21 protein-coding genes are annotated in these 18,399 nt (G+C 55.9%); 16 read left to right on the top strand and 5 right to left on the bottom strand.

The window, feature by feature from the left end; translation table 11 throughout:
- Nucleotides 1–85: 85 nt before the first annotated feature.
- From proP to crfC, 3 genes are all read right to left on the bottom strand, one after another.
- The gene (proP, locus tag FEK50_RS19710; protein ID WP_131161357.1) at nucleotides 86–1,588 is read right to left on the bottom strand and encodes a glycine betaine/L-proline transporter ProP; all 1,503 of its coding nucleotides are present in this window, start codon (nucleotides 1,586–1,588) and stop codon (nucleotides 86–88) included.
- A 262-nt stretch (nucleotides 1,589–1,850) separates the two neighbouring features.
- Complete coding sequence (locus FEK50_RS19705; RefSeq protein ID WP_131161358.1) at nucleotides 1,851–2,729, bottom strand: diguanylate cyclase regulator RdcB family protein; 879 nt, start codon at nucleotides 2,727–2,729, stop codon at nucleotides 1,851–1,853.
- The gene (crfC, locus tag FEK50_RS19700) at nucleotides 2,726–4,954 is read right to left on the bottom strand and encodes a clamp-binding protein CrfC (RefSeq protein WP_131161359.1); all 2,229 of its coding nucleotides are present in this window, start codon (nucleotides 4,952–4,954) and stop codon (nucleotides 2,726–2,728) included. The genes FEK50_RS19705 and crfC overlap by 4 nt, the downstream gene beginning before the upstream one ends.
- 397 nt (nucleotides 4,955–5,351) lie before the next feature.
- Here crfC and FEK50_RS19695 point away from each other — a divergent pair, with 397 nt between their 5' ends.
- The 16 genes from FEK50_RS19695 to phnP all read left to right on the top strand — a co-directional run bounded on the left by FEK50_RS19695 (nucleotide 5,352) and on the right by phnP (nucleotide 17,316).
- Complete coding sequence (locus tag FEK50_RS19695; RefSeq protein WP_001300891.1) at nucleotides 5,352–5,687, top strand: zinc ribbon domain-containing protein YjdM; 336 nt, start codon at nucleotides 5,352–5,354, stop codon at nucleotides 5,685–5,687.
- 284 nt (nucleotides 5,688–5,971) lie between these two features.
- Nucleotides 5,972–6,415, top strand: coding sequence for a VOC family metalloprotein YjdN (gene yjdN, locus FEK50_RS19690; protein ID WP_131161360.1), 444 nt, complete (start codon nucleotides 5,972–5,974; stop codon nucleotides 6,413–6,415).
- Between the two features lie 132 nt (nucleotides 6,416–6,547).
- On the top strand, nucleotides 6,548–7,336 hold the full coding sequence (gene phnC, locus FEK50_RS19685; RefSeq protein ID WP_001193408.1) for a phosphonate ABC transporter ATP-binding protein: 789 nt from the start codon (nucleotides 6,548–6,550) through the stop codon (nucleotides 7,334–7,336).
- Nucleotides 7,337–7,360: 24 nt separating this feature from the next.
- Complete coding sequence (gene phnD, locus FEK50_RS19680) at nucleotides 7,361–8,377, top strand: phosphonate ABC transporter substrate-binding protein (protein WP_000991997.1); 1,017 nt, start codon at nucleotides 7,361–7,363, stop codon at nucleotides 8,375–8,377.
- A gap of 60 nt (nucleotides 8,378–8,437) precedes the next feature.
- Complete coding sequence (gene phnE, locus FEK50_RS19675) at nucleotides 8,438–9,217, top strand: phosphonate ABC transporter, permease protein PhnE (protein WP_130259490.1); 780 nt, start codon at nucleotides 8,438–8,440, stop codon at nucleotides 9,215–9,217.
- A gap of 20 nt (nucleotides 9,218–9,237) precedes the next feature.
- Nucleotides 9,238–9,963 (top strand): phosphonate metabolism transcriptional regulator PhnF, encoded by a 726-nt coding sequence (gene phnF / locus FEK50_RS19670; protein WP_001295387.1) that lies wholly within the window; start codon nucleotides 9,238–9,240, stop codon nucleotides 9,961–9,963.
- On the top strand, nucleotides 9,964–10,416 hold the full coding sequence (gene phnG, locus FEK50_RS19665) for a phosphonate C-P lyase system protein PhnG (RefSeq protein ID WP_131161361.1): 453 nt from the start codon (nucleotides 9,964–9,966) through the stop codon (nucleotides 10,414–10,416).
- The gene (gene phnH, locus FEK50_RS19660; protein WP_089574897.1) at nucleotides 10,413–10,997 is read left to right on the top strand and encodes a phosphonate C-P lyase system protein PhnH; all 585 of its coding nucleotides are present in this window, start codon (nucleotides 10,413–10,415) and stop codon (nucleotides 10,995–10,997) included. Before phnG ends, phnH begins: the two co-directional genes overlap by 4 nt.
- Nucleotides 10,997–12,061, top strand: a complete 1,065-nt coding sequence (gene phnI / locus FEK50_RS19655) for an alpha-D-ribose 1-methylphosphonate 5-triphosphate synthase subunit PhnI (protein WP_131161362.1) — start codon at nucleotides 10,997–10,999, stop codon at nucleotides 12,059–12,061. Before phnH ends, phnI begins: the two co-directional genes overlap by 1 nt.
- On the top strand, nucleotides 12,054–12,899 hold the full coding sequence (gene phnJ / locus FEK50_RS19650; RefSeq protein WP_000002284.1) for an alpha-D-ribose 1-methylphosphonate 5-phosphate C-P-lyase PhnJ: 846 nt from the start codon (nucleotides 12,054–12,056) through the stop codon (nucleotides 12,897–12,899). Before phnI ends, phnJ begins: the two co-directional genes overlap by 8 nt.
- Entirely contained in the window at nucleotides 12,896–13,654 is a 759-nt protein-coding gene (gene phnK / locus FEK50_RS19645) for a phosphonate C-P lyase system protein PhnK (RefSeq protein WP_097750848.1), read from the top strand. The genes phnJ and phnK overlap by 4 nt, the downstream gene beginning before the upstream one ends.
- Before the next feature lie 110 nt (nucleotides 13,655–13,764).
- A complete protein-coding gene (gene phnL, locus FEK50_RS19640; protein WP_000611425.1) occupies nucleotides 13,765–14,445 on the top strand; it encodes a phosphonate C-P lyase system protein PhnL in 681 nt (226 codons plus the stop codon).
- Nucleotides 14,442–15,578, top strand: a complete 1,137-nt coding sequence (gene phnM / locus FEK50_RS19635) for an alpha-D-ribose 1-methylphosphonate 5-triphosphate diphosphatase (RefSeq protein WP_131161363.1) — start codon at nucleotides 14,442–14,444, stop codon at nucleotides 15,576–15,578. Before phnL ends, phnM begins: the two co-directional genes overlap by 4 nt.
- Nucleotides 15,578–16,135 (top strand): ribose 1,5-bisphosphokinase, encoded by a 558-nt coding sequence (gene phnN, locus FEK50_RS19630; RefSeq protein WP_131161364.1) that lies wholly within the window; start codon nucleotides 15,578–15,580, stop codon nucleotides 16,133–16,135. The genes phnM and phnN overlap by 1 nt, the downstream gene beginning before the upstream one ends.
- A complete protein-coding gene (gene phnO / locus FEK50_RS19625) occupies nucleotides 16,122–16,556 on the top strand; it encodes an aminoalkylphosphonate N-acetyltransferase (RefSeq protein WP_131161365.1) in 435 nt (144 codons plus the stop codon). Before phnN ends, phnO begins: the two co-directional genes overlap by 14 nt.
- Nucleotide 16,557: 1 nt before the next feature.
- A complete protein-coding gene (gene phnP, locus FEK50_RS19620) occupies nucleotides 16,558–17,316 on the top strand; it encodes a phosphonate metabolism protein PhnP (protein ID WP_131161366.1) in 759 nt (252 codons plus the stop codon).
- Nucleotides 17,317–17,342: 26 nt separating this feature from the next.
- Here the strand turns inward: phnP and yjdP are convergent, their stop codons facing one another.
- Together yjdP and FEK50_RS19610 are read right to left on the bottom strand one after the other, a co-directional pair.
- Nucleotides 17,343–17,672, bottom strand: a complete 330-nt coding sequence (gene yjdP, locus FEK50_RS19615; protein WP_130205873.1) for a DDRRRQL repeat protein YjdP — start codon at nucleotides 17,670–17,672, stop codon at nucleotides 17,343–17,345.
- A 68-nt stretch (nucleotides 17,673–17,740) separates the two neighbouring features.
- A complete protein-coding gene (locus FEK50_RS19610) occupies nucleotides 17,741–18,373 on the bottom strand; it encodes a GNAT family N-acetyltransferase (RefSeq protein WP_131161367.1) in 633 nt (210 codons plus the stop codon).
- Nucleotides 18,374–18,399 lie beyond the last annotated feature (26 nt).

Raw genomic sequence — 18,399 nt, 5'->3', positions numbered from 1 at the left:
GTATGCGCGCCAGAGATTAAGTGAACCTTAAGAGTTCGGTTGTAGGCCTGATAAGACAGCGTCGCATCAAGCCATCCATTTCAGATTACTCATCAATACGCGGATGTTGCTGCACCAGGCGAGAACGTTTCGCCTGCAAATCGGCAATCTCGTAGTCAATATCCTCGATTTTTTGCTCAATATTATCGTAATGCTCGACAAGAATTTCCTTCGCTTCCTGTAAATCTGACGCCGCTGGCGTCGCACCTTTCAATGGCTGATTCGCCGTCTCTTTCATGGTTACGCCGGTGATTAAACCAACCACCGCCACGACCATCAGATAATAGGCGGGCATCATCAGATTCTGCGAGCTTTCGACCAGCCAGGCCGCCAGTGTTGGCGTCAGACCAGCAATCAGCACCGAAATATTAAATGCCGCCGCCAGTGCACTGTAACGGATATGCGTCGGGAACATCGCTGGCAGCGTTGAGGCCATAACACCCGTAAAGCAGTTAAGGATCACTGCCAGCATCAACAACCCGGCGAAAATCAGGCCGATGATATTACTGTTAATCAGGATGAACGCCGGGATCGCCAGCGCAAACAGCGCAACACTGCCGAGGATCACAAACGGACGACGGCCAAAACGGTCACTAAGCAGCCCCATCACCGGTTGCACAAACAGCATACCAATCATAATGGCGATAATAATCAGCACTCCGTGGTCTTCGGAGTAGTGCAGGTTATGCGACAAATAACTCGGCATATAGGTCAGCAGCATGTAGTAAGTGACGTTGGTGGCAATCACCAGGCCAATACACGTCAACAAACTGCGCCAGTGTTTGGTGGCAATCTCTTTAAACGAGACTTTCGGGCCATCCTGCAAACCTTCCCGGTCGCCCTGCTCCAGTTTCTCAACATGTTGCTGGAAAGCTGGCGTCTCTTCCAGCGCATGGCGCAAGTAAAGCCCGATAATCCCTAAAGGCAGAGCGATAAAGAACGGAATACGCCAGCCCCAGTCGAGGAAGTTTTCTTCACCGACGATGGTCGAAATTAACACCACCACGCCCGCACCCAGCACAAACCCGGCAATAGAACCGAAATCCAGCCAACTGCCCATAAAGCCGCGTTTACGGTCAGGGGAGTATTCCGCAACAAATATCGACGCCCCGGTATATTCGCCCCCTACCGAGAATCCTTGCGCCATCTTACAGATCAACAACAGAATCGGTGCCCAAATACCAATAGAAGCGTAGGACGGTATTAAGCCAATACAGAACGTACTGATCGACATAATCACAATGGTGATCGCAAGGATCTTCTGGCGACCATATTTATCGCCCAGCATACCGAAGAAGAGCCCGCCAAGCGGTCGAATCAGAAAGGGAACGGAGAAGGTGGCAAGTGCAGCAACCATCTGCACGCTAGGGTCAGCCCCCGGGAAAAAGACCTTACCTAATGCGTAGGCAACAAAACCATAAACACCAAAATCGAACCATTCCATTGCATTACCCAGCGATGCTGCGGTAATGGCTTTGCGCAGTTTACCGTCATCAATAATAGTGACGTCACGAAGGGTAATCGGTTTTACTTTTTTCCTTTTCAGCATAGCTTTCCTCGCAGAGTAAGCCCATTTCCGCACACGTCAGGCAAATAACGTGGCGCCCGCAAAAGGGAAGCGGGAATTGCAGGGTGCAATCTCTGTAACAAGCGTAGCGGGTTTACTTACACGTTCCGATTAAGAATTGTACAACCAAACCAGTTGACGCCTGAATTGGGCAGTTAATGACCTTTTTACCCTACCAGCGTTTAAATTTGTGATCAACTTCACATATGGATTTCGTTAAACACTCATCAATGTAACTGATTATTTACACGCAATTTACAGAGAAGATTTCCTCGACCATGGCCTCCACCAGACGTTGTGCTGAACAGAGCCGTGGCATCCCTACCGCGACAGTTTGCCAACGTTGGGTCACCGACCAGCAAACGGGCTGTTTATCTGCATCGGACCACTTACCCAACCAACCTAAAAAGTCAGCATGTTCCCCACCGCTTAGAGCTGTGGGTGATGTGAACCATTGGTGGTAATAATGACGAGTAGTCGGTGCCGCGTTGATACTTTCAGCCAGATATTGCGTCGCTTTCACGCGCAAATCATCAAGCAACAACGCTGCCGCTTGCGGACTTCCCAGACGGCAGGCATCGCCAAACGCCCCCCAACGCAGTTCTTCCAGAACGATGAAACCACGTCCAGGCAGCGACCAACTGTCATACGCACCGGCACGCCAGCGAGTAAAAATTTGCTCGCTCTGTTCGCCCGCCTGCACCAGCAACCCTCGTTGCGTTAAGGCTTTTTCCTTCCAGTGACAACGGGCTGAAAACCACTCATATAAAGCAGTAATTTGCTGCTGGAGTTCCGGGAAAGCGGATTGTGGGCGGAGATCCCTTTTTTGCAGTAACGCCAGATATTGTGCGATCTGTGTCAACGCCAGATGACCGGGGTCAAGCATTGCCGCCAATTTTTCCACCAATGCCAGGCGTAGACTAAGCGGCGCATTTAACATTCCGGCATTCGCCCACGTCTGAAGCTGTGTGCGAGCAAGGATCTCCTGCATCAGTCGTTCACGAAACTGCTGCTGATGGGCTTGCGGATGGCGGGTATCATCGCCCAGCGCCAGATCCACTAAAAAGCGGGGATGAACCGACTCCAGCACGCGACCGGGGCCGTCCAGTAACGTCTTTGTCAATACTGTTCTGCCGTGAAAAGAGTTTGAATATCATCGCGTAACAACTGAGAGTCCGTATAAATCCAGCCGTGCGTTGTTGCAGTCTGCTGCAATTGCTGCTGCATAATTTTCACCACGGATTCATTTTGCTGTCGCAAAGCCAGACTTTCGCGTAAACGCGTGTGTAATTCCGTCAAACATACAGCGAAATCAGCGAAAAATGTGCTCATTCCTGCCGTGACAGAATCATCGACCTGAACCGCTAAAACTTTAGCCATTTGTTGGCAATAGAGGTCAATTTCTTCGGTTAACGTACGTTGTAGCACACTGTAATCAACGGTCTTCGTCGGGGATTTCTCACTACTCCGTCCCCAGTCTGGTTGATTCAACCAGCGCGAGAAAGTCTCACGTACAACACCTAAACGGGTGACCTGCTCATCCGGTATTTCCTGGAGTGATATTGCATCGCTGAATAGCTGGCGAGTATTGAAGTGGGGAACCACGCTGCGAAAAACAGGAAACTCAAATCCAGGGCGAAACCCAGACTCACTCAATGCCACTTTAACCTGTTGTTCAATGGGACGAATAACATCGGTTAGTACCCGGCAAAGGGTTGATTCCAGTTCAGCAAAACGCAGCGTGAAATCCCGGCTGATTTGGGTCTGTGCCGTCTGTAACAGTGTCTCGCAGCGAGTACGAATCTCGCTTAATGGCCACGAATCATGTTGAAACAGCACGGCTAACTGGGCATTCACCTGCTCTTGCTGCTGACGCAAAAAGTCGTTGGCTGATGTCAGGGCCAGCTCTATTTCATGTTGAATCTCACCGCTCACCTGCGTCTGATTGAGTTGCAATAGCTGCAAATTTTCTTCGAGTTGGTGGATATTTTGCCGCAATAGCTCGCAGGCGACAGTCAGGCCGTGGGCGCGAAAATCAAGGTACTCCCGCGCCTGCTGGGCGTAATTCAACAATTTATGCGAGGCAGAACGCAGAGCGTACAACGACGCGTTGGCATACGCGGCATGAAGCAACGCCTGCACCGGCTGTTCAAATAACGAGTCTTCCCACAATTGCTCAACTGCATGGCGAATATGGTCGATATCCTCCAGATCCGCGTTACACCAGCGCCTACCGAGCGCCGCATGAGCAAAATCCTCCACCCAGCGTTGCTGTTGAGGATCGGGCAACCTGCCGCTTCTGGCTAACTCATGGCGCGCCCGATTCGCCAGATAGCCCCACATCGACGATACCGGAAATATCTGCCCTGGCGTAACACAGCCTTTCATCAACGTCCCGGAAATCAGCGCCCGCACCTGTTCGGCATCGTCGCTGTTACGATCCTGCTGATCGAATTTATTGACCAATACATACAGCGGTACTGACTTGCCGACGGCCATAACCGCCGCGCGCACCTCTTCATCGGAGATCGATTTCAGTTGCGTATAATCCATCACCGCCAGCACCGCAGAAGCACGCGCCAGCTGCTCATTAAGCATTTGTTGCAGATGTGGTTGTCCGGCTTCGTTTGGCCCGGGAGTATCCAGTAATGTTAACTGCCCCGGATAACTTTCCAGTCCCGCCAGATGGACGAACTCCACTTCAATCACCGGAATATGTTCAATGGCGGCGTAAGCAGAAAAAGGAAAATCAACATCCAGCGCTTTCGCCATGCGCACCAAATCATTCAAACTTTTCAGACAATGAAAAATAGGCTGGGCGCCCAGGTAATATTTTTCGAAAGCGACGCCATTTTCGATCCGCTGCATAAGTGCACGCATATCTTTATCTATTTCCAGCAGATCGGTCAGATGCTTAATATCGTAATCACGCAGGCGTTGTTGTAATTGTTGGATTAAACGGTCAATTGGCGCGACATGTGAAAAATGCAGCACGGGTTCTTTTTGCCCCGGTGTATGGCGAATAAGCGTTGGCAGCGCAGTCATAGGGCGATTGCGATTAGGAAGAACTTCAGTGCCAACAATGGCATTAATGGTGGTTGATTTCCCTGCTTTCATTGTGCCGACAATCGCCAGCACCATTTCCAGACGGGAAATTTTACGCAGCTCATTATTCAGCATCGCGTGGCGCTCGACGATATTATGCTGACTCCAGGGTAAAGTCAGAGGCGGCGCCACTTCTCCAGGTACAGCGAGAGGCATTTTTTCCAGTAACTGCAACTGTTGTCGGGAAAGCAGTAACAGACGTTCCGCCTCCTGACTTAACTCATATATTGTCTGTGTGCACATGGAAAGTTCTTCCTTAAAGCAAATTTTATTACTTTTATTTAGCCAGATCGTTTTTTAGTTCTGTTTTCGGCTTTTATAATTACTGCGGGAAATAATTTATATTTAATTTGTTGTTTTTATTAGAATGACGACGTCTCTTCCGACACGTTTAAAAGTCAGAAAGATAGAAAACAATTAAATAAAAAAAAGAACAAGAATAAAGTTAACCTTATCTCAAATAATAAACTGAGGCAAAAAGATTATTTTCTTTTTGCCTTCTCTTTCAAATGAAAACGATCGTCGTCTAAAATCAGCAGTACCCCCGACAAACTCAGGGATTTTGTGTATAATTGCGGCCTTTTTCGGCAATCTGCCGTTTTTTGGCGCTTTTGCCCCGCTGACTTTTGAGGAAATCCACATGTCATTACCACACTGCCCAAAATGCAACTCCGAATACACTTACGAAGATAACGGCATGTATATCTGCCCGGAATGCGCCTACGAATGGAACGACGCAGAACCTGCACAGGAAAGTGACGAGCTGATCGTTAAAGATGCTAACGGCAACCTGCTGGCTGACGGCGACAGCGTTACCATCATTAAAGATCTGAAGGTGAAAGGTAGCTCTTCGATGCTGAAGATCGGCACCAAAGTGAAAAACATCCGCCTGGTTGAAGGCGACCATAACATCGATTGCAAAATCGACGGTTTTGGTCCGATGAAACTGAAATCTGAGTTCGTGAAAAAGAACTGATTGTATTGCTCAATGTAATGTTGGCACATGATCGGTAGGCCGGATAAGGCGCTCGCGCCGCATCCGGCAACGGTGCCAGATGCCTGATGCGACGCTCGCGCGTCTTATCAGGCCTACAAATTCCCGCACACCCGCACCATCCGTAGGCCGGATAAGGCGTTCACGCCGCATCCGGCAACAGTGCGACTGCCTGATGCGACGCTCGCGCGTCTTATCAGGCCGCCTCTCATCTGTACAAATTTCGAACTACACTTAACTGGCTTCTCTTAACTGAGGTCACCATCATGCCGTTAAGTCCCTACCTCTCTTTTGCCGGTAACTGTGCCGACGCAATTGCTTATTATCAACGCACATTGGGCGCGGAACTGCTCTATAAAATCAGCTTCGGCGAAATGCCGAAATCAGCGCAGGACAACGCCGAGAACTGCCCTTCCGGGTTGCAATTTCCCGATACCGCCATCGCCCATGCTAACGTGCGTATTGCCGGAAGCGATATCATGATGAGCGATGCCATGCCGTCAGGAAAAGCCAGCTACTCCGGCTTTACGCTGGTGCTCGATTCGCAACAGGTCGAAGAAGGAAAACGCTGGTTTGATAACCTTGCAGCTAACGGAAAAATCGAAATGGACTGGCAGGAAACCTTCTGGGCGCATGGCTTCGGCAAAGTCACCGATAAATTTGGCGTACCGTGGATGATTAATGTCGTCAAACAACAACCAACGCAATAACCCGCCGGGAGGCCCGCCCTCCCGCACTGTCATCGAATTCCCGTTAACTCTTCATCTGTTAGTCACTTTTAATTAACCAAATCGTCACAATAATCCGCCACGATGGAGCCACTTTTTTAGGGAGGCTGCATCATGCAAACGATTATCCGTGTCGAGAAGCTCGCCAAAACCTTCAATCAGCATCAGGCGCTGCACGCGGTTGATCTGAATATTCATCATGGTGAAATGGTGGCTCTGCTTGGGCCGTCGGGTTCCGGCAAATCCACCCTTTTACGTCACTTAAGCGGTTTGATTACCGGCGATAAATCTGTCGGTAGCCATATCGAGCTGCTGGGCCGCACTGTCCAGCGCGAAGGCCGTCTGGCGCGCGATATCCGCAAAAGCCGCGCCCATACCGGCTACATCTTCCAACAATTCAACCTGGTGAATCGCCTGAGCGTACTGGAGAACGTGCTGATTGGCGCGCTCGGCAGCACGCCGTTCTGGCGCACCTGTTTTAGCTGGTTCACCGGCGAGCAGAAACAGCGCGCGTTACAGGCGCTGACCCGCGTTGGCATGGTGCACTTTGCTCATCAGCGCGTTTCCACCCTCTCCGGCGGCCAGCAGCAACGTGTGGCGATTGCCCGTGCGCTGATGCAGCAGGCGAAGGTAATTCTGGCGGACGAACCGATCGCCTCGCTGGACCCGGAATCAGCGCGCATCGTGATGGACACCCTGCGCGACATCAACCAGAACGACGGCATCACCGTGGTCGTCACGCTGCATCAGGTGGATTACGCCCTGCGCTACTGCGAACGCATCGTCGCCCTGCGCCAGGGGCACGTCTTCTACGACGGCAGCAGCCAACAGTTTGATAACGAACGTTTTGACCATCTCTACCGCAGCATTAATCGCATCGAAGAGAACGCGAAAGCTGCCTGACATCCCCATCATTGAGGAAAACGAATGAACGCTAAGATAATTGCCTCGCTGGCCTTCACCAGCATGTTCAGCCTCAGCACCCTGTTAAGCCCGGCACACGCCGAAGAGCAGGAAAAGGCGCTGAATTTCGGCATTATTTCAACGGAATCACAGCAAAACCTGAAACCGCAATGGACGCCGTTCTTACAGGATATGGAAAAGAAGCTGGGCGTGAAGGTCAACGCCTTCTTTGCCCCGGACTACGCGGGCATTATCCAGGGAATGCGCTTCAACAAAGTGGATATCGCCTGGTACGGCAACCTGTCGGCGATGGAAGCGGTGGATCGCGCCAACGGCCAGGTCTTCGCCCAGACGGTTGCGGCGGATGGATCGCCGGGTTACTGGAGCGTATTGATCGTCAACAAAGACAGCCCGATCAACAACCTGAACGATCTGTTGGCAAAGCGGAAAGATCTCACCTTCGGCAATGGCGATCCTAACTCCACCTCTGGCTTCCTCGTCCCCGGTTACTACGTCTTTGCCAAAAACAATATCTCCGCCAGCGACTTTAAGCGCACGGTCAACGCCGGGCATGAAACCAACGCCCTCGCCGTCGCCAACAAACAGGTGGATGTTGCCACCAACAACACTGAAAACCTCGACAAGCTGAAAACCTCCGCACCAGAGAAGCTGAAAGAACTGAAAGTGATCTGGAAGTCGCCTCTGATCCCAGGCGATCCGATCGTCTGGCGCAAAAATCTGTCCGAAACCACCAAAGACAAGATCTACGACTTCTTTATGAACTACGGCAAAACGCCGGAAGAGAAAGCGGTGCTGGAGCGTCTGGGCTGGGCGCCGTTCCGCGCCTCCAGCGACCTGCAACTGGTACCCATTCGCCAGCTCGCGCTGTTTAAAGAGATGCAGGGCGTAAAAGGCAATAAAGGACTGAATGAGCAGGACAAGCTGGCGAAAACCACCGAGATTCAGGCACAGCTGGATGACCTGGACCGCCTGAACAACGCGTTAAGCGCGATGAGTTCGGTGAGTAAAGCGGTGCAGTAATGTGCTCGATCGGTCCCCTCTCCCACAGGGAGAGGGAGAAAACATTAAACGGAGCCAAACATGCAAACCATCACCATCGCCCCACCCAAGCGCAGCTGGTTCTCGATCTTCAGCTGGGCCGTTGTTCTCGCCGTGCTGGTCGTCTCGTGGCAGGGCGCGGAAATGGCCCCGCTCACGCTGATTAAAGATGGCGGCAACATGGCGACTTTCGCCGCCGACTTCTTCCCGCCCGATTTCAGCCAGTGGCAGGATTACCTCACCGAAATGGCCGTCACGCTGCAAATCGCCGTCTGGGGAACTGCGCTGGCCATCATTCTCTCCATTCCCTTCGGTCTGATGAGCGCCGAAAATCTGGTGCCCTGGTGGGTTTACCAGCCCACGCGCCGCCTGATGGACGCCTGCCGCGCCATTAACGAAATGGTCTTCGCCATGCTGTTCGTGGTCGCCGTCGGCCTCGGTCCGTTCGCTGGCGTGCTGGCGCTGTTTATCCACACCACCGGCGTGCTCTCCAAACTGCTTTCCGAAGCAGTGGAAGCGATTGAACCCGGCCCGGTGGAAGGCATTCGCGCCACTGGCGCCAACAAGCTCGAAGAGATCCTCTACGGTGTGCTGCCGCAGGTGATGCCGCTGCTAATTTCCTACTCCCTCTATCGCTTCGAATCCAACGTCCGCTCGGCGACCGTCGTCGGCATGGTCGGCGCGGGTGGGATCGGCGTCACCCTGTGGGAAGCGATTCGCGGTTTCCAGTTCCAGCAAACCTGCGCCCTGATGGTGCTGATTATCGTCACGGTCAGCCTGCTGGATTTCCTCTCTCAACGGTTGCGTAAGCACTTTATCTGATAAGCGAGGCATTGATAGCTATGCACTTGTCTACACATCCGACCAGCTACCCAACACGCTATCAGGAGATAGCCGCAAAACTTGAGCAGGAGCTTCGTCAACACTATCGCTGCGGCGACTATCTTCCCGCCGAGCAGCAACTGGCGGCGCGCTTTGAGGTGAATCGCCACACCCTGCGCCGCGCCATCGACCAACTGGTGGAAAAAGGCTGGGTACAACGCCGTCAGGGCGTCGGCGTGCTGGTGCTGATGCGCCCGTTCGATTATCCGCTCAACGCCCAGGCGCGTTTTAGCCAGAACCTGCTGGACCAGGGTAGCCATCCCACCAGCGAAAAACTGCTGTCGGTGCTGCGCCCCGCCTCCGGTCACGTCGCTGATGCGCTGGGGATAACCGAGGGGGAGAACGTCATCCACCTGCGCACCCTGCGTCGGGTCAACGGCGTCGCGCTCTGTTTAATCGACCACTACTTTGCGGACCTCACGCTCTGGCCGACGCTGCAACGCTTCGACAGCGGCTCGCTGCACGATTTTCTGCGCGAGCAAACGGGGATTGCGCTGCGCCGCAGCCAGACGCGGATCAGCGCCCGCCGCGCCCAGGCCAAAGAGTGTCAGCGCCTTGAAATCCCGAATATGTCGCCGCTGCTATGCGTGCGCACCCTTAACCACCGTGACGGTGAAAGCAGCCCGGCGGAGTACTCCGTCAGCCTGACGCGCGCCGACATGATTGAATTCACTATGGAGCACTGAATGCACGCAGATACCGCGACCCGCCAGCACTGGATGTCCGTACTGGCGCACAGCCAACCGGCTGAACTGGCAGCCCGCCTGAACGCGCTGAACATCACCGCCGACTATGACGTTATCCGCGCCGCCGAAACTGGCCTGGTGCAGATTCAGGCGCGGATGGGCGGCACCGGCGAACGCTTTTTTGCCGGCGACGCCACGCTCACCCGCGCCGCCGTACGCCTGACTGACGGCACGCTCGGCTACAGCTGGGTGCTGGGGCGCGACAAACAGCACGCCGAACGCTGCGCGCTGATTGACGCACTGATGCAGCAAACCCGCCATTTTCAAAACTTATCAGAAACCCTTATTGCCCCGCTGGACGCTGACCGTATGGCACGCATTGCCGCACGTCAGGCCGAAGTGAACGCCAGCCGGGTCGACTTCTTTACGATGGTTCGCGGAGACAACGCATGACCCTGGAAACCGCTTTTATGCTTCCCGTGCAGGATGCCCAGCACAGTTTTCGTCGCCTGTTAAAGGCCATGAGCGAGCCGGGCGTGATTGTCGCCCTGCATCAGCTCAAACGCGGCTGGCAGCCGCTGAATATCGCCACCACCAGCGTGCTGCTCACGCTGGCCGATAACGACACGCCGGTGTGGCTTTCCGCGCCATTAAGTAACGATATCGTCAGCCAGAGCCTGCGTTTTCATACCAACGCGCCGCTGGTCAATCAACCGGAACAGGCGACCTTCGCGGTAACGGATGAGGCGATTTCCAGCGAACAGCTCAACGCCCTTTCCACCGGCACCGCCGTTGCGCCAGAAGCGGGCGCGACGCTGATTTTACAGGTCGCCAGCCTGAGCGGCGGGCGCATGTTGCGTCTTACCGGCGCGGGTATTGCCGAAGAACGAATGATCGCCCCGCAGCTACCGGAGTGCATTCTGCACGAACTCACCGAGCGCCCGCACCCGTTCCCGCTCGGCATCGACCTGATTCTGACCTGCGGCGAGCGCCTGCTGGCTATCCCGCGAACCACTCATGTGGAGGTGTGCTGATGTACGTTGCCGTGAAAGGGGGCGAAAAGGCGATCGACGCCGCCCACGCTCTGCAAGAGAGCCGACGCCGGGGCGATACTGATTTGCCTGAACTGAGCGTCGCCCAGATTGAACAGCAGCTTAATCTCGCGGTGGATCGCGTGATGACCGAAGGCGGCATTGCCGACCGCGAACTGGCGGCACTGGCGCTGAAACAGGCCAGCGGCGATAACGTTGAAGCCATTTTCCTGTTGCGCGCCTACCGCACCACGCTGGCGAAACTGGCGGTGAGCGAGCCGCTCGACACCACCGAGATGCGTCTCGAACGCCGTATCTCCGCCGTTTATAAAGACATTCCCGGCGGCCAGCTGCTTGGCCCAACCTACGACTACACCCATCGCCTGCTCGATTTCACTCTGCTGGCAAACGGTGAAGCGCCGACGCTAACCACCGCCGACAGCGAACAACAGCCGTCGCCGCACGTTTTCAGTCTGCTGGCGCGTCAGGGGCTGGCGAAGTGTGAAGAAGAGAGCGGCGCACAGCCGGACGACATCACCCGCACCCCGCCGGTTTACCCCTGTTCACGTTCTTCCCGTTTGCAGCAGTTAATGCGCGGTGACGAAGGCTATTTGCTGGCGCTGGCCTACTCCACCCAACGCGGTTACGGGCGCAATCACCCGTTCGCGGGTGAAATCCGCAGTGGTTACATCGACGTGTCGATTGTGCCGGAAGAGCTGGGATTTGCGGTGAACGTCGGCGAACTGCTGATGACTGAATGCGAAATGGTCAACGGTTTTATCGACCCACCGGATGAGCCGCCGCACTTCACGCGCGGCTACGGTCTGGTGTTCGGCATGAGCGAGCGCAAAGCGATGGCGATGGCGCTGGTTGACCGCGCTCTGCAAGCCCCGGAATACGGCGAGCACGCGACAGGCCCGGCGCAGGATGAAGAGTTCGTGCTGGCGCATGCCGACAACGTCGAAGCCGCAGGCTTTGTCTCGCACCTCAAACTCCCGCACTACGTCGATTTCCAGGCCGAACTGGAGCTACTCAAACGTCTGCAACAGGAGCAGAACCATGGCTAATCTGAGCGGCTACAACTTTGCATACCTCGACGAGCAGACCAAACGCATGATCCGCCGCGCCATCTTAAAAGCGGTGGCGATCCCCGGTTATCAGGTGCCGTTTGGCGGGCGCGAAATGCCGATGCCGTACGGCTGGGGAACCGGCGGCATTCAGCTCACCGCCAGCGTGATTGGCGAAAGCGACGTGTTGAAGGTGATTGACCAGGGCGCAGACGACACCACCAACGCCGTGTCGATCCGCAACTTCTTCAAGCGCGTGACCGGGGTAAACACCACCGAGCGCACGGACGATGCGACGCTTATCCAGACACGCCATCGCATCCCCGAAACGCCGCTGACCGAAGATCAGATCATTATTTTCCAGGTGCCGATCCCGGAACCGCTGCGCTTTATCGAGCCGCGCGAAACGGAAACCCGCACCATGCACGCGCTGGAGGAGTACGGCGTGATGCAGGTGAAGCTGTATGAAGATATCGCCCGCTTCGGTCATATCGCCACTACCTACGCCTATCCGGTGAAAGTAAACGGACGCTACGTGATGGACCCGTCGCCGATCCCGAAATTCGATAACCCAAAAATGGACATGATGCCCGCCCTGCAACTGTTCGGCGCGGGGCGCGAAAAGCGCATCTATGCGGTGCCGCCGTTTACCCGCGTGGAAAGCCTCGATTTCGACGATCACCCGTTCACCGTCCAGCAGTGGGATGAGCCGTGCGCCATCTGCGGATCGACCCACAGCTATCTTGATGAAGTGGTGCTGGATGACGCCGGAAACCGCATGTTTGTCTGCTCCGATACCGATTATTGCCGCCAACAGAGTGAGGCGAAAAGCCAATGAATCAACCGTTACTTTCGGTCAATAACCTGACTCATCTTTACGCGCCGGGCAAAGGCTTCAGCGATGTCTCTTTTGATTTATGGCCGGGGGAAGTGCTGGGCATTGTCGGGGAATCCGGCTCCGGGAAGACCACGCTGCTGAAATCAATCTCCGCCCGTCTGACGCCGCAACAGGGGGAGATTTACTACGAGAACCGTTCCCTCTATGGCATGAGCGAAGCCGACCGCCGCCGCCTGCTGCGCACCGAATGGGGCGTGGTGCATCAGCATCCGCTCGACGGCCTGCGCCGCCAGGTCTCGGCGGGCGGCAATATCGGCGAGCGGCTGATGGCGACCGGGGCGCGTCATTACGGCGACATTCGCGCCACCGCGCAGAAGTGGCTGGAAGAGGTGGAAATTCCCGCCAACCGGATCGACGACCTGCCGACCACCTTTTCCGGCGGCATGCAGCAACGTTTGCAGATCGCCCGCAACCTGGTGACGCATCCGAAGCTGGTGTTTATGGACGAACCAACCGGCGGGCTGGATGTGTCAGTGCAGGCACGCCTGCTCGACCTGCTGCGCGGCCTGGTGGTGGAGCTGAACCTGGCGGTGGTAATTGTCACCCACGATCTGGGCGTCGCCCGCCTGCTGGCGGACCGTTTGCTGGTGATGAAGCAGGGGCAAGTGGTGGAGAGTGGGTTAACCGACCGTGTGCTCGACGACCCGCATCACCCGTATACCCAGCTGCTGGTGTCATCGGTTTTGCAGAATTGAGCCGGTGCCGGATGCGGCGTAAACGCCTTATCCAGCCTACAAATGCGTTCCCCGTAGGTCGGATAAGACGCGTCAGCGTCGCATCCGACACCCGAACCACGAGGCGAAAAATGATTAACGTACAAAACGTCAGTAAAACCTTCATCCTGCACCAACAAAACGGCGTGCGCCTGCCCGTCTTACAACGCGCCTCGCTCACCGTCAACGCGGGCGAATGCGTGGTGCTCCACGGCCACTCCGGCAGCGGCAAATCAACCCTGCTGCGCTCGCTGTACGCCAACTATCTGCCCGACGAAGGGCAAATCCAGATCAAACACGGTGACGAATGGGTAGACCTGGTCACTGCACCAGCGCGCAAAGTGGTGGAAATCCGCAAAACCACCGTCGGCTGGGTGAGCCAGTTTCTGCGCGTCATCCCGCGTATTTCGGCGCTGGAAGTGGTGATGCAGCCGCTGCTCGATACCGGCGTACCGCGTGAAGCCTGCGCCGCTAAAGCCGCGCGTCTGCTCACGCGCCTGAACGTACCGGAACGCCTGTGGCACCTTGCGCCATCAACCTTCTCCGGCGGCGAACAGCAGCGCGTCAACATTGCCCGTGGCTTTATCGTCGACTACCCCATTCTGCTGCTCGACGAACCCACCGCCTCGCTGGACGCCAAAAACAGCGCCGCCGTAGTGGAACTGATCCGCGAAGCCAAAGCCCGTGGCGCGGCCATCGTCGGCATCTTCCATGACGAAGCCGTACGCAATGACGTCGCCGACCGCCTGCACCCAATGGGAGCCTCTGCATGATTATCAATAACGTTAAGCTGGTGCTGGAAAACGAGGTGGTACACGGTTCGCTGGAAGTACAGGATGGCGAAATCCGCGCCTTTGCCGAAAGCCAGAGCCGCTTGCCGGACGCGATGGACGGCGAAGGCGGCTGGCTGCTGCCGGGGCTGATTGAGCTGCATACCGATAACCTCGATAAATTCTTCACCCCGCGCCCGAAAGTAGACTGGCCCGCCCACTCGGCGATGAGTAGCCACGACGCGCTGATGGTGGCAAGCGGCATCACCACCGTACTGGACGCCGTGGCGATTGGTGATGTGCGCGACGGCGGCGATCGGCTGGAGAATCTGGAGAAGATGATCAACGCCATCGAAGAGACGCAGAAACGCGGTGTCAACCGCGCCGAGCACCGTCTGCACCTGCGCTGTGAACTGCCGCATCACACTACGCTGCCGCTGTTTGAAAAACTGGTGCAGCGCGAGCCGGTCACGCTGGTGTCGCTGATGGACCACTCACCGGGCCAGCGCCAGTTCGCCAACCGCGAGAAGTATCGCGAATATTATCAGGGCAAATACTCGCTCACCGATGCGCAGATGCAGCAGTATGAAGAGGAGCAGCTGGCGCTCGCCGCACGCTGGTCGCAGCCGAATCGCGAAACCATCGCCGCGATCTGCCGCACACGCCAGATTGCGCTTGCCAGCCACGATGACGCCACGCACGCCCACGTCGCCGAATCCCACCAGCTTGGCAGCGTGATCGCCGAATTTCCCACCACGTTTGAAGCAGCGGAAGCCTCGCGTAAGCATGGCATGAACGTGCTGATGGGCGCGCCGAATATCGTGCGTGGCGGCTCGCACTCCGGCAACGTGGCGGCAAGTGAACTGGCGCAGCTTGGTCTGCTGGATATCCTCTCTTCCGACTACTACCCCGCCAGCCTGCTGGATGCGGCATTTCGCGTCGCCGATGACCAGAGCAACCGCTTTACGCTGCCGCAGGCGGTGAAGCTGGTGACCAAAAATCCGGCCCAGGCGCTGAATCTTCAGGATCGCGGGGTGATTGGCGAGGGCAAACGCGCCGACCTGGTGCTGGCGCATCGCAAGGGCAATCATATTCATATCGACCACGTCTGGCGTCAGGGTAAAAGGGTGTTCTGATGATGGGAAAGCTAATCTGGTTGATGGGGCCTTCCGGCTCCGGGAAAGACAGCCTGCTGGCGGCGCTGCGCCAGCGGGAACAGGCGCAGTTACTGGTGGCACATCGCTACATCACGCGCGATGCCTGTGCCGGAAGCGAAAACCATATCGCCCTGAGCGAGCAGGAGTTTTTTACCCGCGCGGGGCAAAATCTGTTGGCCTTAAGCTGGCACGCTAACGGTCTGTATTATGGCGTCGGCATCGAGATTGACCTCTGGCTGCACGCTGGATTCGACGTGGTAGTCAACGGCTCACGCGCGCATTTGCCGCAGGCGCGGGCGCGCTATCAATCGGCGCTGCTGCCCATTTGTTTACAGGTTTCGCCGGAGATCCTCCGCCAGCGCCTGGAAAACCGTGGGCGCGAAAACCCCAGTGAAATTAACGCCCGGCTGGCGCGCGCCGCCCGCTATACTCCGCAGGATTGCCATACGCTCAACAATGACGGCAGCCTGCGCCAGTCGGTCGACACGCTGCTGACGCTGATCCATCAGAAGGAGAAACACCATGCCTGCTTGTGAGCTTCGCCCGGCCACGCAGTACAATACCGACGCGGTTTACGCGCTGATTTGTGAGCTAAAACAGGCGGAGTTTGACCATCACGCGTTTCGCGTGGGCTTTAACGCCAACCTGCGCGACCCGAATATGCGCTACCATCTGGCGCTGCTGGATGGCGAAGTTGTCGGCATGATCGGCCTGCATTTGCAGTTTCATCTGCATCATGTCAACTGGATCGGCGAAATTCAGGAACTGGTGGTGATGCCGCAGGCGCGCGGTTTGAACGTGGGTAGCAAGTTGCTGGCATGGGCAGAAGAAGAAGCCCGCCAGGCCGGGGCAGAAATGACCGAACTTTCGACCAACGTGAAGCGCCACGACGCGCACCGTTTCTACCTGCGCGAAGGCTACGAGCAGAGCCATTTCCGCTTCACGAAGGCGCTGTAACATGAGCCTGACTCTCACGCTCACCGGCACTGGCGGCGCACAGGGCGTTCCGGCATGGGGCTGTGAGTGCGCGGCCTGCGTCAGAGCGCGGCGCTCACCGCGGTATCGCCGCCAGCCATGCAGCGGCGTGGTGAAGTTTAACGAGGCTGTCACCCTGATCGACGCCGGGCGGCACGATCTCGCCGATCGCTGGTCACCCGGATCGTTCCAGCAGTTTTTGCTGACGCATTATCATATGGATCACGTGCAGGGGCTGTTTCCGCTGCGCTGGGGCGTTGGCGATCCGATCCCGGTTTACGGCCCGCCGGATGAACAGGGTTGCGACGATCTGTTTAAACATCCGGGCCTGCTTGATTTCAGCCACACGGTGGAACCGTTTGTAGTGTTTGATTTGCAGGGGGTGCAGGTCACGCCCCTGCCGCTCAACCACTCAAAACTCACTTTCGGCTATTTACTGGAAACGGCACATAGCCGGGTGGCGTGGCTGTCTGACACCGCTGGCCTGCCGGAAAAAACGCTGAAATTTTTACGCAATAACCAGCCGCAAGTGATGGTGATTGATTGCAGCCACCCGCCGCGCGAGGATGCGCCGCGTAATCACTGCGATTTAAACACCGTGCTGGCGCTGAATGAAGTTATCCGCTCGCCGCGCGTGATTCTGACGCACATCAGCCACCAGTTTGATGCGTGGCTGATGGAGAACGCGCTGCCGTCGGGATTTGAGGCGGGATTTGATAGGATGGAGATTGGGGTAGCGTGATGGGGAGAATGTGCGCACTGGCCCCCTCACCGCCCATACTCATCTTCCATTCTCCGCTCTTCATCTTCCAGTTGCCGACGCTCCCGATCAAGCTGGCGCTGGCGATCGTCCAGCTGCCTGCGGCGATCTTCAAACTGGCGGTGGCGGTCGTCATATTGTCTGCGACGATCGTCGCTCACTTGACGCTGCCAGCCGTCGTCGCGCGAATCTTCATAGTCACGCCCACGGTCAGGGTTATAAGCGTCGTTAATCGCCTGCTGAATATTGCCAATGGTATCGTCGATAATATCGGCCTGGGCCGGAACGGTGGACAGCGTGAGCAGGGTGAAAAGAAAGAGCGTGGAGTAAGGTTTCATAAGCCAGTCTCTGCAATGGACTGGCTTAACGTTAGTTGAGTGTGAATGAGCGGAGTAGCGGAGTAATCTCAAATTCGGTAAGGCGCAGACTCTTCCATTAGCTGGTTAGCTCGCTGTTTATTTTCCGCCACCAGCACAATGCCATGACATTTTTGATCCGGTGAAATACTCCAGATACGCTCTTCCGGAATGCAACCGCCATCGTAGATCACTTTCGTGCTATCGTAAGGCCAAAATGCCCCTTGTTCAGTGTCTAATACAAACACGGAAATCTGATCGGACTCGCGCGCGATCTTCTGCCAGAGCATCTTCCCGCCATCATATTGATCAAAATCGCTGATTAGCGTGATACCGCATTGCAGAATTAGCGCTTCATACAGCCGAGTTGCCAGCCCCTTATCGCGCTCACCAGGAGAGACACAAATACCTTCCACCTGTACCAGATCCGAGTCTTCCCACCAGCGTTCAACGGCAATGATATCGCTGCCGAACTCTTTTTTACGCTGCAGATCGAGAGCGGCAAGTACCCGATGACGCGGCACGCCTGCAAAAACTTCAATGTCCGCTTCAATGATGGCCGCTCTTGGCGTCTGCTTGTCATAAATTACCTGTAACAGACGTCCAGAAAGCTCGATCTCTTCCACCACGCGAAAAGAACGAGCAACCGTCATAGGGCTATAGGTGGTTGGCATCACGATCATATGTAAATCACTTCAATTCAGAACAG

The organism is Escherichia sp. E2586 (assembly GCF_005781105.1).
Lineage (GTDB): Bacteria > Pseudomonadota > Gammaproteobacteria > Enterobacterales > Enterobacteriaceae > Escherichia.
The sequence above is the reverse complement of the archived record's forward strand: the minus strand, read 5'-3'. Positions and strand labels throughout refer to the sequence as shown.

Bases quoted from the DNA above. Each gene is read 5' to 3' on its own strand.
- yjdP (WP_130205873.1), bottom strand. From the start codon at position 17,672: ATGAAACCTTACTCCACGCTCTTTCTTTTCACCCTGCTCACGCTGTCC.
- yjdN (WP_131161360.1), top strand. From the start codon at position 5,972: ATGCCGTTAAGTCCCTACCTCTCTTTTGCCGGTAACTGTGCCGACGCA.
- FEK50_RS19610 (WP_131161367.1), bottom strand. From the start codon at position 18,373: ATGATCGTGATGCCAACCACCTATAGCCCTATGACGGTTGCTCGTTCT.
- phnL (WP_000611425.1), top strand. From the start codon at position 13,765: ATGATTAACGTACAAAACGTCAGTAAAACCTTCATCCTGCACCAACAA.
- phnH (WP_089574897.1), top strand. From the start codon at position 10,413: ATGACCCTGGAAACCGCTTTTATGCTTCCCGTGCAGGATGCCCAGCAC.
- crfC (WP_131161359.1), bottom strand. From the start codon at position 4,954: ATGTGCACACAGACAATATATGAGTTAAGTCAGGAGGCGGAACGTCTG.
- phnN (WP_131161364.1), top strand. From the start codon at position 15,578: ATGATGGGAAAGCTAATCTGGTTGATGGGGCCTTCCGGCTCCGGGAAA.
- proP (WP_131161357.1), bottom strand. From the start codon at position 1,588: ATGCTGAAAAGGAAAAAAGTAAAACCGATTACCCTTCGTGACGTCACT.
- phnD (WP_000991997.1), top strand. From the start codon at position 7,361: ATGAACGCTAAGATAATTGCCTCGCTGGCCTTCACCAGCATGTTCAGC.
- phnO (WP_131161365.1), top strand. From the start codon at position 16,122: ATGCCTGCTTGTGAGCTTCGCCCGGCCACGCAGTACAATACCGACGCG.
- phnF (WP_001295387.1), top strand. From the start codon at position 9,238: ATGCACTTGTCTACACATCCGACCAGCTACCCAACACGCTATCAGGAG.
- phnE (WP_130259490.1), top strand. From the start codon at position 8,438: ATGCAAACCATCACCATCGCCCCACCCAAGCGCAGCTGGTTCTCGATC.
- phnC (WP_001193408.1), top strand. From the start codon at position 6,548: ATGCAAACGATTATCCGTGTCGAGAAGCTCGCCAAAACCTTCAATCAG.
- FEK50_RS19695 (WP_001300891.1), top strand. From the start codon at position 5,352: ATGTCATTACCACACTGCCCAAAATGCAACTCCGAATACACTTACGAA.
- phnJ (WP_000002284.1), top strand. From the start codon at position 12,054: ATGGCTAATCTGAGCGGCTACAACTTTGCATACCTCGACGAGCAGACC.
- phnM (WP_131161363.1), top strand. From the start codon at position 14,442: ATGATTATCAATAACGTTAAGCTGGTGCTGGAAAACGAGGTGGTACAC.
- phnK (WP_097750848.1), top strand. From the start codon at position 12,896: ATGAATCAACCGTTACTTTCGGTCAATAACCTGACTCATCTTTACGCG.
- phnI (WP_131161362.1), top strand. From the start codon at position 10,997: ATGTACGTTGCCGTGAAAGGGGGCGAAAAGGCGATCGACGCCGCCCAC.
- phnP (WP_131161366.1), top strand. From the start codon at position 16,558: ATGAGCCTGACTCTCACGCTCACCGGCACTGGCGGCGCACAGGGCGTT.
- phnG (WP_131161361.1), top strand. From the start codon at position 9,964: ATGCACGCAGATACCGCGACCCGCCAGCACTGGATGTCCGTACTGGCG.